Raw genomic sequence first — 14,072 nt, 5'->3', positions numbered from 1 at the left:
ACGGATGCCAGTCGGCGGACGACAGCCGACGGATGCCAGTCGGCGAATGTCAGTCGGCGGATCTGACCAGCCGGTCCCGGCCGCTGGTCACCACCGCGGCCTGCGGGCGGATCGGCAGACGGTTGACCGGGCGGCCGGTGGCCGCGCGGACGGCGGCGGCGATGGCCGCCGGCGAGGTCACCACCGGCACCGCGCTGACCGCCTTCGCGCCGAACGGCGCGACCACGTCCCGCTCCTCGACCAGCTTCACGATCTCGATGTCGGGCGCGTCCAGGGCGGTCGGCAGGGCGTAGCCGGTGAGGTCGGGGTGCCGGACCAGACCGCGCGGCGTGCGCAGGTTCTCGGTGAGCGCGGCGCCCACGCCCTGGGTCACGCCCGCCTCGATCCGGGCGGCCAGCTGGGCCGGGTTCAGCACCCGCCCCACGTCCTGGGCGACGGCCAGTTCCACGACCCGTACGGAGCCGATCTCGATGTCGACGTCGACCACCGCGCGGATCGCGCAGAAGGACATTCCGACGTAGGCGTCGCCCTGGCCGGCTTCGTCCAGGGGCTCCGTGGGATGCGGACGGCACTGGGCGGTGGCCCACAGTTCCTTGCCCTCCAGGGCCTCGGCGACGGGCGTCGACAGCACGCCGTCGTACGAGGTGATCCGGCCGTCGGTGATCTGGAGCAGCTCGGTGGACATGCCGAACTTGTGGGCCAGGGGCGCCAGGAGCTGGGTGCGGACCATCTTCGCCGCGCGTTCCACCGCACCGCCCGACACCCAGGTGTGCCGGCCGCGGCAGCCGGCGCCCGCGGCGGGCTGGTCGGTGTCCACGGGTGCCACGCGCACCTCGTCGACGCCGAGGACCTCCTGGACGATCTGCCGGGCCAGCGTGGTGAAGCCCTGGCCGGTCTCGACGGCCGCGCACAGTACCGTCGCCACCCCGTCCTGGACCTTCACGGTGGCCGTGGACACCTCGTCCGCGCCCTCGCCGCCGAGCATGTGCACCATGCCCAGGCCGTAGCCCACCCCACGGCGTACCGCGCCTGGTTCGCCCGCGCCCTCGGGGCCGCCGGGCAGCAGCCACTCGTCCTCGGGGGTGTCCTTGGGCAGCGGCGGCAGCGGGTGGTCCCGCACCGCCTCGAGGAGTTCGGCGACCGGGGCGGGGCAGGTCACGGTCTGGCCGGTGGGCAGGATGTCGCCGGTCGCCATGACGTTACGCATGCGCAGGTCGGCCGGGTCGAGGCCGAGCTTCTTGGCGAGCTTGTCCATCTGCGCCTCGTAGGCGGCGCACACCTGCAGGGCGCCCTCGCCGCGCACATGGCCGGAGGGCGGGTTGTTGGTGCGGACCGCCCAGCCCTCGATGAAGGCGTTCGGGACGACGTAGGGGCCGCAGGCGAAGGCGACGGCGGCGGCCAGCGCGTCCGACGACGTGTTGGCGTAGGCGCCCGCGTCGAGCAGGATCTGCGCCTCGACCTTCACCAGCTTGCCCTCGGCGTCGGCGTGGTGGCGGTAGCGCAGCAGGGTGGGGTGCCGGTGGACGTGGCCGAGGAAGGACTCCTCGCGCGTGGCGGTGAGTTTGACCGGGCAGCCGGTCTTCAGCGCCAGCAGGCCGAGCGGCAACTGGAAGCTCTGGTCCTCGCGGTCGGCGGTCGCGCCGGGCACCCCGGTGACGACGATCTTCACACGGTCGGGTTCCAGGCCGAACGCGGCGGCGGCCGCGTCCCGGTCGCCGTGCGGGTCGGTGGAGGCCAGGTACAGCTCGACCCCGCCGTCCGGACGGGGGACGGCGAGTCCGGCCTCGGCGCCGATGGGGGCGGGGTCCTGGCGGCCGATGCGGTACAGGCCCTCGACGACGAGGTCACCGGCCGCGTCCGGGTCACCGTGCCGCAGCGGGATGTGCCGGATCAGGTTGCCGTCGGGGTGCAGCGGCTCGGCCTCGAAGGCCTGTTCGGGGTCGATCACCGGGTCGAGCACCTCGTACTCGACGATGACGGCGGCGGCGGCCATCCGCGCGGTGTCCGGGTGGTCGGCGGCGACGGCGGCGATGGCCTCGCCGTGGTGGCGTACGACGTCGGAGGCGAAGACCGGGCGGTCGGACCGGCCGCGCTCGTACACCGGGGTGCCGGGGACGTCCTCGTGGGTGACGACGGCGTGCACGCCGGGCATCTCGCGCGCGTGGGTGGTGTCGATGGACGCGATCCGCGCGTGCGGGTGCGGGGAGCGCAGCACGGCCGCCCACAGCAGGCCCTCGGCCCACAGGTCGGCGGCGTACGGGAAGGTGCCCTCGGTCTTGGCTCGGGTGTCGGCGGCCGGCAGGGAGACACCGAGTCCGCGCGGGGGCGGTTCCGTCCCGGCGGTGTCCTCCGTGGCCTGTGCGGCCTGCGCGGTGGTGGCCTCGTTGCTCATGCCTGGCCTCCGTCCCGGCCGTAAAGCCGGTCATGCGGTCCGGGGTCCGGGAAGGCGGCGGGGCCGACGCCGCCGGCGCCCGGTCCTGCCTGGTGCGGGATGCGGAACTCGCCCGTTTCGCTGCCGAAGCCCCGGCCCGTGCCCCGGTCGTCGCCCTGGTCGGCGTGGTCGGCCTCGGCGAAGGCCTCGCGTTCGGCGACGACCTCCTGGACGGCCTCCACCACGCCCCGGTAGCCGGAGCAGCGGCACAGGTTGCCGCACAGGGCCTGGCGGGTCTCCAGCCGGGTGGGCGCCGGGTTGCCCTCCAGCAGGTCGTGCACGGTCATCGCCATGCCCGGTACGCAGAAGCCGCACTGCACCGCGCCGCACCGCGCGAGCGCGCGCTGCACGTCCGACGGCCGGCCGTCCTGGGCGAGGCCCTCGACGGTACGGACCTCGCTGCCGGCCGCGGTGACGGCCGGGACCAGGCAGGACGCGACGAGCCGGCCGTCGACCTGCACGTTGCAGGCCCCGCACTCGCCCTGTGAGCAGCCGTCCTTGGCGCCGGCGAGGCCGAGGCGCTCGCGCAGCACGTAGAGCAGCGACTCGCCGATCCAGGCGTCGGTGACGGGCCGGTCGGTGCCGTTGACGCGCAGCACGTAGGAGGCGAGGGGGTGGTCGTCGTGCGCGGCACCGGACAGCGGCTCGTGCCCGGGTGACGTGCCGTCGGGTGCGTCCGGGCCGATGCCGGTCCCGGTCCCGGTCCCGGTCCCGGTGCCGGCACCTGCGGGTTCCGGTCCGACGGGTCCGTCCGGGGTCGCCTCGGCGTGGTCCCTCGCGCCCTCCGGGGCTGCTATGCCTTCCGGTGCTCCCGGGCCCTCCGGGGCGTCGTGCGGGCCCTGGGGCCGCTGGGAGCCCCTGGCGGCCCCCGGAGCCTTCCCGGGCCCGCCTACGGGCCGTGCGGCGCCCTCCGGGCCCGGCTGCGGGTGCTCGCGGAGCTCCGGGACGGACCGACCGCCGGCCGCCCCCGGGAAGGTCCCGGTGCCGGACCGCCAGTGGGGCTCGGCGGGGGGCGGCTGCGGCACGCCTCGCGACAGGGGCGGGGAGTCGTGGCCGGGGGCGGGCCGTCCGTCGGGCCGCTCCCGGACGGGGCCGGCGGTGCCCGCCCGACCGTGCGCGGGGGCTCCCTGACCGTGGTCCGCGCGCCAGTCGGGTTCCGGGCCGCCCTGCTCCCGGCCCTGCTCCCGGCCCTGCTCCCGGCCGGGAGCGGAGCCGGGGTGATCCGGGTCCACGCCCGGCACGCCCGGTCCCCACGGCTGCCCGATGGCCTGCGTGGCCCAGGGTGCGGGGGCGCCGCCCGGGAGGGTGGGGGGCGGGGTGACCGGCGGGGTGGCCCCCCACTGCTCGGCCAGCGCGGAGGTGGTGAACTCGCCGGACTCGTCCGGGAGATCGCCGCCCGCGACGGGGATCGACCACTGGCCGGTCACGTCGGCACCCGGTGCCGGTTCGCCGGCGCCGGGCGTGTCCTCGACGTGCCACTGCCCGGAGGCCCCGGGGTCGTACGTGAACCGGTCCTGGCCGCCGTGCTGCTGCGCCGCGTACGCCCCGGGGGCCTCCCCGGGCCGGCCTGCCTGCGGGTCGTGCCACTGGACGCCGTCGACGGGGACGCCCGGCGCTCCGGTGCCCGGCACCGCCCAGCTGCCGGTGACCGCGGGGCCGGTGCCCGCGGTGGTGGCGGGGGTGACCGTGATGGGCGGCGGCACATAGCCGTGGCCGGGCGCGGCGAGCGGGCTCTCCATCGAGTCCAGCAGGGCGTCGATGCCCCCCTCGGGGAGCTTCACGAAGGCCGTGGCGCCGTCGTCGTAGTCCCCCTGGGGCAACGGGTCCCAGCGGCTGCCGCCGTTGTGGGACGTGCCGGACGTGCCCTCTCCGTGCTGGTCGTCGGTCACGACAGCGCCCTCCCCAGTGCTCGTCGGGCCAGTGCGGCGACGGTGCGCCGCAGGTGCAGTACCGCGGGCGGCAGCGACGGGACGGAGCCGTCCTCGTCGGGGGCCGGATCGGGGATGCAGGCTGCGGCGACGTACTCCCCGAACGCGTTCAGCGCCTCCGGCACGAGCGCGCGGTTGTTGTCCCAGTCGATGAGCTGGGCGACCCACTGCTCGGCCTCCAGGGGCCGCAGCGCCATCGGCGCTATGGCGCCCACCGCGCAGCGGACACCGCGCCGGGCGGGGTCCAGCACCAGGGCGACGGAGGCGAGCGCGCGGCCGGGGCCGGTACGGCCGGTGGCCTTCAGGAAGACCTGCGGGGCGTGCAGCAGCGGCACGCGCACGTAGCCGATGAGTTCACCGGCACGCAGCATGTCCATCCCGGCCAGCAGGTGCGACACCGGGATCTCCCGGCGGGCTCCGCCCTGGCCCGCGATGATCAGCGTCGCCTCGAGCGCGGCCAGCACGGGCAGCGAGTCACCGGTCGGGGCGGCGGAGGCGATGTTGCCGCCCAGGGTGCCCGCGTTGCGGATGTGCGGCGGTCCCGCGGCACGCGCGGAGGCGGCGAGCGCCGGGATGAGGGCGGCGAAGTCGGGGCGGCCCATACGGGCGTGGGTGAGGCCGGCGCCGAGCAGCGCGTGGCCGTCCTGGTACTGCCAGCCGCGGATCTCGCTGATCTTGCCGAGGCCGACCAGCGCCGTCGGCCTGAGCTGCCCGGAGTTGACGGCGGCCATCAGATCGGTGCCGCCCGCGACGGGCACGGCGGCGGGCGTGACGGTCAGCGCCGCCACGGCCTCGTCCAGTGTCGTGGGCAGCGTCACGGCCTGCGCCGCCTGCGGTGCGTGCGTGCTCAAAACCGGCTGCCCCTTCCCGCGGCCCCACGTGGTCCCACCTGTTGCAGCCGTACGGTACGACCTGACAGGGCGGACGTGGCAACTCTGGCACATCTTCGCGAGCACCGAAGACAGGGGTCCGCTAGGAGGCGTTCACCCACCTCACACCCCACTTGGCCCGTTTTCGCACGCTATCGTCCGCGTGCTCGAATTGGCACCGTTCGATGATTCTTGCGACTTTTTTTGGGTGACCTGGTTCGGGATGGGGCGGACTTCTGCGCATGACCGGTTCCGGACGCGGCACGCGCCACCGGTTCGGTGGGCGCCACCGGTTCGGCAGGCGTTACCGGTTCGGCAGGCGTTACCGGTTCGGGGGTGTGCCGTCGATGGGGCGGCCCAGCACGCCGGGGCGCCGCTGCCAGGGCAGCGGGCCGGTGGGCGGGCGGTAGGCGACGCCCAGGGCGTCGAGTCGCCGGTAGTGGGCGGCCATCCGGCGCTCGAAGCCCGCGAAGTCCCGTTCCGCGGGGGCGGGCAGCGTGCTCCAGGCGACCTCGGCGAGGGCGGCGAGCCGGGGAAAGACCTGGTAGTCCACCCTCGCCTGGTTCTCCGTCACCTCGGACCAGGCGTTGGCCTGGGTGCCGAGCACCCGCCCGGCGTCCTCGGGCGTCAGCTCCGCCGGCACGGGTTCGAACCGGTAGACGTCCTCCAGGGTGCGCACGTACCCGATCGGTACCGGCTCCTCGGGGCCCCCGTCCTGGCGGTGGTCCAGGTACACGTACTGCTCGGGGCACATGACCACGTCGTGCCCCGCGCGGGCGGCGGCGACCCCGCCGGCGTAGCCGCGCCAGGAGGACACGGCGGCGCCCGGGGCCAGGCCGCCCTGGAGGATCTCGTCCCAGCCGATCAGCCGGCGGCCCCGTTCGGCGAGCCAGCCGGCGAAGTGCCCGATGAACCAGGACTGGAGGGCGTCCTCGTCGGCCAGTCCGAGATCGGCGATCCGTTTCTGCGCGATGCCCGACGCACGCCACTGGTTCTTCGGGCATTCGTCGCCGCCGATGTGCACGAACGACGAGAACGACGAATACGCCGGGGCGCCCGTGGCCTCGGCGGGAAAAAGTTCCAGGACTTCCTCGAGCACTCCTTCGTAGAAGCGCAGGGTGGTGTCGGTGGGGGCGAGTACGTTCGGATTGATCCCCCAGGTGTCCCAGACGGTCAGCGAGGAGGTGTCGACGACATCGGTGTTGCCGAGTTCCGGATACGCGGCGATGGCGGCCTGCGAGTGGCCGGGCACGTCGATTTCGGGGACGACGGCGATATGCCGTTCGGCCGCGTAGGCGACGATCTCCCGGATGTCGTCCTGGGTGTAGTGGCCGCCGTGCGGCGTGTCGTTCCACAGGGGTGAGGCGCGGTGGCCGAGTTTCGTCCGGGCGCGCCAGGAACCGACCTCCGTCAGCCGCGGGTACCGCTCGATCTCGATGCGCCAGCCCTGGTCGTCCGTCAGGTGGAAGTGCAGGACATTGAGTTTGTGCGCGGCCATCAGATCGAGATAGCGCAGCACGCCTTCCTTGGGCATGAAGTGCCGGGCGACGTCGAGCATGAGGCCGCGCCAGCGGAAGCGGGGGGCGTCCTCGATCGTGACGTGCGGCACGGCCCAGACCCGGTCGCGGCCGAGTGGAGCCCTGCGGTACGCGTCGGGGCCGAGGAGCTGCCGCAGTGTCTGGGCACCCCGGAAGACACCGGCCGCGCTGCCTCCCTCGATCAGGACGCCGGTCCAGTCGCTGACGAGGCGGTACTCCTCGGGGCCCAGCCCGGGGTCGAGCTGGAGCCCGATACCGTCGCCGTCGGTGTCGTCGAGCTCCCGTCCCTCGCGCAACGGCAGGCCGGTGGCCTGCCGGAGCACGGTGCTCAGCCAGTGACCGACGCCCTCCGTCGCGGTGCCGGCGTAGAGCCGGGAGTGCGCCGTCAGCCGTACCTCGCCGGAGCCGGCGACGACGCTGCGGGGCGCGGGGATCAGTTCCGTCGGTGATGTCATGTCAGTCCTTCACCGCGCCGCCCAGTCCGGAGACCAGGCGTCGCTGTACGAGTACGAAGAAGACCAGCACCGGAATCGTCATCACCGTGGACGCCGCCATCACGCCGCCCCAGTCGGGATCGTCCGGCTTGTAGAAGACCAGTAGGGCCATCGGCAGCGTCGACTGCGAGATGTCGCTGATGATGAAGGACTTGGCGAACAGGAAGTCGTTCCAGGTGGAGATGAAGGAAAACACGCTGGTGGCCACAAGCCCCGGCAGAACGAGCGGAAAAAGGATCTGCCACAGGAACCGCGCGCGGCTCGCGCCGTCGATGTAGGCGGCCTCCTCCAGCGCCTCGGGAACGGCTTTCACGAACCCCCGCAGCATCCAGATCGCGAACGGCAGCGAGAACGCGATGTGCGGCAGGATCAGCGACCACAGCGTGTTCAGCTGGCCCGCGTCCCGCATGAGGAAGAACAGCGGGATCGTCAGCGCCTCCACGGGCACCATCTGGGCCACCAGAAACATGATCAGCAGGGTGGTCCGCATACGGAACCGGAATCGCGTCACGGCGGTCGCCGCGAGGAAGGCGATCAGCGCGGAGGCGAGCACCACGGCGACCGCGACGACCACGCTGTTGAGGAAGTACCGGCCGAATTCCTCTTGTCCGAACACCCGTCGGAAGGAATCCAGGGTGGGGGTCAGGGTCCACGGCCGCGGCCGGTCCGACTCGATCTCGCCGGCCGGTTTGAAGGCGCTCAGCACCATCCAGTACAGCGGGAAGGCCACCACCGCCGCGACCGCCAGCGCGGTCGCCTCGGCCGCGAGCCGCCACGGACGCCGTACGAACCTGCGCACAGAATTCACCTGGCGCACCCCGTCCTGGCTCACGAGAGTCACAGTTCCTCCCCCTGGCGGCGCAGCAGCCGCAGGTACACCAGCGTGACGGCGAGCAGGATCAGCAGCATCACCACGCCGATCGCGGCGCCCAGGCTGTACTGCGAGGACGCGAACGCCTTCTGGTACGCGTAGACGTTGAGGACCAGGTTCTGGCCGGCGATGCCGCCCCCGCCCGTCATGACGTAGATCTGGGTGAAGACCTTGAAGTCCCAGATCACCGACTGGATGGTGACGACGACCAGGATCGGCCGGAGCATCGGGGCGAGCACCGAGCGCCAGACGCGCCACTGCGAGGCGCCGTCCAGGGCGGCGGCCTCCAGCACCTCGGTGGGCACGGCCCGGATGCCGGCGTAGACGGTGACCATCACGAACGGGAAGGAGCACCAGACGACTTCGAGCAGGACGAGGAAGAAGGCGCTGTATCTCCCGTACGTCCATGAATGGTCGCCGAGGCCCAGCACCCGGTTCACCGGGCCGAAGTCGGCGTCGAAGAGGAGCAGCCACACCGTGGAGCCGGTGACGGCCGGGGTCGCCCAGGCGCCGAGCGCAGCCAGCATCAGCGCGAGCCGGGGCACGGCACGCACCCGGGTGAGCAGCACGGCGAGCGCGCAGCCCACGGCCAGGGTGGAGACCACACAGGCCGCCGCGAACAGGACGGTGGTGAGCAGCACCTGCCAGAACCGCTCGTCGGCGAAGAGTTCGGTGTAGTTGCCCAGGCCCTGGAAGGTGGTCGGTTCGCCGCCGCTGACCTGTGCCTGGGTGTAGTGGAAGAGCGAGATCAGGCCGAGTTGGTGGACGGGGTAGGCGAGCAGCCCGCCGAGGACGACGAGGGCGGGGGCGAGATAGAGCCAGGGGGTGAGGCCGGCCCCGCGGCCCCGGGTACCTCGGGGCGTGTGGGGGGCGGTGGCCGTGCGGAGCGCGGGACGCTTCCGCACGGCCACCGTGTCCTGTGCGGGCACTGGTTCAGCCCACCGAGCCGAACGCCTCGTTCATCTTCTTCGCCGCGCTCCCGGACGCGGCCGCCACGTCCTTCTTGCCGCTGACGACCTCCTGGAACATGGTCGGCAGCACCAGCGAGGCGTCGATCTGCGCCCAGGCGGGCGAGGCCGGCACGAACTGGGTGTCGGCGGCGAGGGTCTTGACGAACGGCTTCAGGAACGGTTCCTTGGCGGCCACCTGCTGCCGCACGTCCGAGAAGGTCGGCAGGAAGCCCATCGCGTCGAACAGTTCGCCCTGCGCCTTCTTCGAGGCGAGCCGCCGCATCAGGTCGACGGCGAGGGTGCGGTGCGAGGTCGACTTCAGGACACCGAGGTTGTTCCCGCCCGCGAAGGCGGGGGCGATGGACCCGGACTTCACGCCCGGCAGCGGTACGACGGCGTACTTGCCCTTCACCGTCCCGGCCTCGATCGCCGCGTGGCTGAAGTCGCCGCCGATCGCCATGGCGGCCTTGCCCGAGGCGAAGGCGCTCACCGTGTCGTTGCCGCCCATGCCGGCGCACTTGGCGGCCGGGCAGTTGTCGTCTCCGAAGAGGGAGGTGTACGCCTCGATGCCCTTGCGGGCGGCGGGGGTGTCGATCGCGGAGGCGTACGAGCCTCCCTTGCCGGTGGCGAGTTCACCGCCGTGGGCCCAGATGAAGGGCATCGCGCCGTAGGTGTAGGCGCCGCCGACGGCGATGCCGTACAGGTCCGGCTTCGCGGCGTGGATCTCCCGCGCGGTGGAGATCAGTTCGGTCTGCGAGGTGGGGGGTTCGAGCCCGAGTTCGTCGAAGACGTCCGTGCGGTAGTAGAGGGCGCGGACGCCCACGAAGTACGGCGTCCCGTAGACCTTGCCGTCGACGGTGACCGACTGCCGGGCGGTCGGGTCGGTGTCCTTGGCCTCGTCCCAGGCGCCGAACTCCTCGGTGACGTCGGCGAGTCCGCCGTCCTTCACATAGCCGGCGGTGTCGGTGTTGCCGTACTCGACGAGGTCGGGCGCGGACTTCGGATCGTTGAAGGCGGCCTTGATGCGCTCGGCGCGGGTCTCGACCGGGATGTACTCGACGGTGACCTCGGTGCCGTCGTGCGCCTTCTCGAATCCGGCGACGACGGACTCGACGGCCTTTTCCTTGGGTGCGTTGTTGACCTCCTGGAAGAGCCAGACACGTAAGGTCCCGGTCTTCTCGTCCTTGTCGGAGGAGGAGTCCCCCGAAGTCTGGGGCGCGCAGGCGGCGGTGGCGATGACGGCCGCGAGGGCGACCAGACGGACGGACAACTTCATGGACTGCATCCTCCGATGAGGCGTTGCACCATGTGCAACGCCGGTTTCGCTGTGCACAACAACACCGGAGGTTAGGTACTAGGTGAACCGGCCCACAAGAGGTCTCGACCACTCTGTGACCGGCTGACGCACTCCACGCAACGCGCGGGCATCACAAAGGCCCCCCGGGCACGCACAACGCGCCCGGGGGCCGGAGCCCGGCGCGGCTACTTGCCGCCCTTGCCCTTGCCGCCCTTGCCCTTGTCGTCGTCGCCGCCGCTCATGGACTCGTAGATCTCCTTGCACATGGGGCAGACGGGGTACTTCTTCGGGTCGCGGCCCGGCACCCACACCTTGCCGCACAGCGCCACGACGGGCGTGCCGTCGAGAGCGCTCGCCATGATCTTGTCCTTCTGGACGTAGTGGGCGTAGCGCTCGTGGTCGCCGTCGCCGTGGGAGGTCTGCGGCGTCGGCTCTACCAGGGTCCCCGTACCAGTCCCGCGCTCGGGCTCAAGAGTGCTCATGAAATAAGGGTACTGAAGCTCACCCGCATCAGTTGAGCGAAGGGTCGTCCGGATAGGTGGCCACCATCGCCAGCTCGCTGCGCTGGCGGCGCAGCACCTCGCGCCAGAGCCGCTCCGGCACCGGGTACGAGATGTCGCCGGGCTCCGACTCCACGACGTACCAGGCGCCTTCCACCAGCTCGTCCTCCAGCTGGCCGGGGCCCCACCCCGCGTATCCGGCGAAGATGCGCAGCGAGCCGAGGGCGGCGGCGAGCAGCTCCGGCGGTGCCTCCAGGTCGACCAGTCCGATCGCCCCGTACACCTGGCGCCAGCCCAGCGGGGCGGCCCCGCCACCCGTCCCGCCGGGGACGACGGCGACGCCGAGGGCCGAGTCCAGCGACACCGGGCCGCCCTGGAAGACGACCCCGGGTTCGCCGGCCAGGTCCGCCCAGCCCTCCAGGATGTCCTCCACGCCCACCGGGGTCGGGCGGTTGAGCACGACACCGAGGGAGCCCTCCTCGTCGTGGTCGAGGAGGAGCACGACCGCGCGGTCGAAGTTCGGGTCCGCCAGGGCGGGCGTGGCCACGAGCAGCCGCCCTGTGAGCGAGGACACCTCGGTCATGCCAGACATGATTCCGTATCTTCCTCTTCCGTGGGGAGGCAATCGGAGTACGGGGGTGAACGCGGCCGGTCGGCCGCGAGCGACCTGGTGAGGCGCCGGTAGGGACGGGCCGGATCGGACCGCGGGCGCCCCGCGGGCGCCCCGCGGGCGTACGGAAGCACCCCCGGCGCACGGTGACGGCGGTGACCCCGAGTGGCCGGAGGGGAACTGCTCGTGTTGCGGTGGACGCGGGGACGGGACCGAGCCGTGCACGGGCTGACGGAACGGGCGTGGGGGGCGACTACCCTTGCCCTTCTGGCCCCTGCCCCCTCCACGGAACGCGAGATTCATGACCGTCAACGGCGCTGAAGACGTCCTGCTTGTCCACGGCGGAACCCCTCTGGAGGGGGAGATCCGTGTCCGCGGTGCGAAGAACCTCGTGCCGAAGGCCATGGTCGCCGCCTTGCTGGGCAGTGAGCCGAGCCGGCTGGGCAACGTTCCGGACATCCGTGACGTGCGGGTCGTACGAGGGCTGCTGCAGCTGCACGGGGTGACGGTCCGTCCCGGCGACGAGCCCGGTGAACTGGTGCTCGACCCCACGCGGGTGGAGAGCGCCAACGTCGCCGACATCGATGCCCACGCGGGTTCGTCCCGCATCCCGATCCTGTTCTGCGGCCCGCTGCTGCACCGGCTCGGGCACGCGTTCATCCCGGGTCTGGGCGGCTGCGACATCGGCGGCCGGCCGATCGACTTCCACTTCGACGTGCTGCGCCAGTTCGGCGCGACGATCGAGAAGCGTGCGGACGGCCAGTACCTGGAGGCCCCGCAGCGGCTGCGCGGTACGAAGATCAAGCTGCCGTACCCGTCCGTCGGCACGACGGAGCAGGTACTGCTGACGGCGGTCCTCGCGGAGGGCGTCACCGAGCTGTCCAACGCGGCGGTGGAGCCGGAGATCGAGGACCTGATCTGCGTCCTGCAGAAAATGGGCGCGATCATCGCGATGGACACCGACCGGACCATCCGCATCACCGGTGTGGACACGCTCGGCGGCTACAACCACCGCGCCCTTCCCGACCGCCTGGAGGCCGCCTCCTGGGCGTCCGCGGCGCTGGCCACCGAGGGCAACATCTACGTCCGCGGCGCCCAGCAGCGCTCGATGATGACGTTCCTGAACACCTACCGGAAGGTGGGCGGCGCCTTCGAGATCGACGACAAGGGCATCCGGTTCTGGCACCCGGGCGGCCAGCTCAAGTCGATCGCGCTGGAGACGGACGTCCACCCGGGCTTCCAGACCGACTGGCAGCAGCCGCTGGTGGTCGCCCTGACCCAGGCGACGGGGCTGTCGATCGTCCATGAGACGGTCTACGAGTCCCGGCTCGGCTTCACCTCGGCGCTCAACCAGATGGGTGCGCACATCCAGCTCTACCGCGAGTGCCTGGGCGGCTCCCACTGCCGCTTCGGCCAGCGCAACTTCCTCCACTCGGCGGTCGTCTCGGGCCCGACCCGGCTCCAGGGCGCCGACCTGGTCATCCCCGACCTGCGTGGCGGCTTCTCCTACCTGATCGCCGCCCTCGCCGCCCAGGGCACGTCCCGCGTCCACGGCATCGGCCTGATCAACCGCGGCTACGAGAACTTCATGGACAAGCTGGTGGAGCTGGGGGCGAAGGTCGAGCTTCCCGGCAAGGCCCTGGGCTGACGGACGGACGGGACCTGACGACCCCGGCACCGGCAGCACCCGCCCGGCCGGGGGTCCGGGGGTCGTCCCCCGGGCAGACACAGCATGGACAAGCTGGTGGAGCTGGGGGCGAAGGTCGAGCTTCCCGGCAAGGCCCTGGGCTGACCGGAAACAGCCTTGCCAAAGGGGCGGCCACCCGATCGGGTGGCCGCCCCTTTGGCGTCACTATGCGTCGTACGCCGTCCCGGGACGTACGAACGGCAGGATTACTTGCCCTTTGCGGCTTCCTTGAGCTTCGAGCCCGCGGAGACCTTCACGCTGTAGCCGGCCGGGATCTGGATCGGCTCACCGGTCTGCGGGTTGCGCGCGGTGCGAGCGGCACGGTGGGTGCGCTCGAAGGTCAGGAAACCGGGGATGGTGACCTTCTCGTCCCCCTTGGAGACGATGTCGCCGACGATGTCGGCGAACGCGGCCAGCACGGCGTCGGCGTCCTTGCGGGTCACCTCGGCGCGGTCGGCCAGCGCGGCCACCAGCTCACTGCGGTTCATGTTGTTACTCCCGTGTTCTTCTTGCCGTTGAGGCGTGCCACGCGGCGGGGCCGCGCTTGGGGCACGACCAAGCCGATGCTGCCAGGGTCCTCGGTGAGTCCCCCGGACCCGGGTACTTACTCGGGCCCGCACGCCCCTGGAGGTGCTGCCCCCTGAACGTGGTCCCGGTGGAGCATCCTGCCTCTACCTGCGGCGGTAACGCCAATCCGGCACCCGCAGGAGCGGCCATACCACCCATGGAGTCACCCGTGGGAGTCACCTGGGGGGACTCCCACGGCCCGACCGACGGTGACGCTGCGTCCGCTGCCGGCAGCGGACCGCGGATACCGGGGGTCCGAGTCACGGCCGCCACCCTAAAGGGCGGCCGTATGTCACGGGTTCCACGACGCGCCGAGCGCACGCCTACCGT

General features: G+C 72.2%; 11 protein-coding genes. 1 reads left to right on the top strand and 10 read right to left on the bottom strand.

The window, feature by feature from the left end; genetic code table 11:
* Window positions 1–49: 49 nt before the first annotated feature.
* The 9 genes from ACFPZI_RS32530 to ACFPZI_RS32490 form a co-directional block, all read right to left on the bottom strand.
* Window positions 50–2,392 carry a xanthine dehydrogenase family protein molybdopterin-binding subunit gene (locus tag ACFPZI_RS32530; protein ID WP_381370767.1) on the bottom strand — a complete coding sequence of 781 codons (2,343 nt, stop codon included), beginning with the start codon at window positions 2,390–2,392 and terminating at the stop codon, window positions 50–52.
* Window positions 2,389–4,320, bottom strand: coding sequence for a 2Fe-2S iron-sulfur cluster-binding protein (locus ACFPZI_RS32525; RefSeq protein ID WP_381370766.1), 1,932 nt, complete (start codon window positions 4,318–4,320; stop codon window positions 2,389–2,391). Before ACFPZI_RS32525 ends, ACFPZI_RS32530 begins: the two co-directional genes overlap by 4 nt.
* Window positions 4,317–5,210, bottom strand: coding sequence for an FAD binding domain-containing protein (locus ACFPZI_RS32520; protein WP_381370765.1), 894 nt, complete (start codon window positions 5,208–5,210; stop codon window positions 4,317–4,319). The genes ACFPZI_RS32525 and ACFPZI_RS32520 overlap by 4 nt, the downstream gene beginning before the upstream one ends.
* 340 nt (window positions 5,211–5,550) lie before the next feature.
* Window positions 5,551–7,221 (bottom strand): beta-N-acetylhexosaminidase, encoded by a 1,671-nt coding sequence (locus ACFPZI_RS32515; protein ID WP_381370764.1) that lies wholly within the window; start codon window positions 7,219–7,221, stop codon window positions 5,551–5,553.
* A gap of 1 nt (window position 7,222) precedes the next feature.
* The gene (locus ACFPZI_RS32510) at window positions 7,223–8,068 is read right to left on the bottom strand and encodes a carbohydrate ABC transporter permease (RefSeq protein WP_381370822.1); all 846 of its coding nucleotides are present in this window, start codon (window positions 8,066–8,068) and stop codon (window positions 7,223–7,225) included.
* Between the two features lie 29 nt (window positions 8,069–8,097).
* Window positions 8,098–9,060 carry a carbohydrate ABC transporter permease gene (locus ACFPZI_RS32505; RefSeq protein WP_381370763.1) on the bottom strand — a complete coding sequence of 321 codons (963 nt, stop codon included), beginning with the start codon at window positions 9,058–9,060 and terminating at the stop codon, window positions 8,098–8,100.
* Between the two features lie 4 nt (window positions 9,061–9,064).
* Window positions 9,065–10,357 (bottom strand): extracellular solute-binding protein, encoded by a 1,293-nt coding sequence (locus ACFPZI_RS32500; protein WP_381370762.1) that lies wholly within the window; start codon window positions 10,355–10,357, stop codon window positions 9,065–9,067.
* Between the two features lie 206 nt (window positions 10,358–10,563).
* Window positions 10,564–10,860, bottom strand: coding sequence for a DUF3039 domain-containing protein (locus ACFPZI_RS32495; RefSeq protein WP_042173251.1), 297 nt, complete (start codon window positions 10,858–10,860; stop codon window positions 10,564–10,566).
* Window positions 10,861–10,888: 28 nt separating this feature from the next.
* Complete coding sequence (locus ACFPZI_RS32490; RefSeq protein ID WP_381370821.1) at window positions 10,889–11,461, bottom strand: YqgE/AlgH family protein; 573 nt, start codon at window positions 11,459–11,461, stop codon at window positions 10,889–10,891.
* A gap of 328 nt (window positions 11,462–11,789) precedes the next feature.
* Between ACFPZI_RS32490 and murA the strand changes: the two genes are divergently transcribed.
* On the top strand, window positions 11,790–13,136 hold the full coding sequence (murA, locus tag ACFPZI_RS32485) for a UDP-N-acetylglucosamine 1-carboxyvinyltransferase (protein ID WP_381370761.1): 1,347 nt from the start codon (window positions 11,790–11,792) through the stop codon (window positions 13,134–13,136).
* Window positions 13,137–13,381: 245 nt separating this feature from the next.
* On the opposite strand, the gene ACFPZI_RS32480 is transcribed toward murA, so the two are convergent.
* A complete protein-coding gene (locus tag ACFPZI_RS32480) occupies window positions 13,382–13,663 on the bottom strand; it encodes an HU family DNA-binding protein (RefSeq protein WP_042173245.1) in 282 nt (93 codons plus the stop codon).
* Between the last annotated feature and the right edge of the window lie 409 nt (window positions 13,664–14,072).

The organism is Streptomyces chlorus (assembly GCF_042655885.1).
Lineage (GTDB): Bacteria > Actinomycetota > Actinomycetes > Streptomycetales > Streptomycetaceae > Streptomyces > Streptomyces chlorus.
Note: the sequence above shows the minus strand (reverse complement) of the source record. Positions and strands in the feature narration are given on the sequence as shown.

Coding starts and splice junctions, on each gene's coding strand:
- ACFPZI_RS32530 (WP_381370767.1), bottom strand. CDS start 2,392: ATGAGCAACGAGGCCACCACCGCGCAGGCCGCACAGGCCACGGAGGAC.
- ACFPZI_RS32515 (WP_381370764.1), bottom strand. CDS start 7,221: ATGACATCACCGACGGAACTGATCCCCGCGCCCCGCAGCGTCGTCGCC.
- ACFPZI_RS32500 (WP_381370762.1), bottom strand. CDS start 10,357: ATGAAGTTGTCCGTCCGTCTGGTCGCCCTCGCGGCCGTCATCGCCACC.
- ACFPZI_RS32495 (WP_042173251.1), bottom strand. CDS start 10,860: ATGAGCACTCTTGAGCCCGAGCGCGGGACTGGTACGGGGACCCTGGTA.
- ACFPZI_RS32490 (WP_381370821.1), bottom strand. CDS start 11,461: ATGACCGAGGTGTCCTCGCTCACAGGGCGGCTGCTCGTGGCCACGCCC.
- murA (WP_381370761.1), top strand. CDS start 11,790: ATGACCGTCAACGGCGCTGAAGACGTCCTGCTTGTCCACGGCGGAACC.
- ACFPZI_RS32480 (WP_042173245.1), bottom strand. CDS start 13,663: ATGAACCGCAGTGAGCTGGTGGCCGCGCTGGCCGACCGCGCCGAGGTG.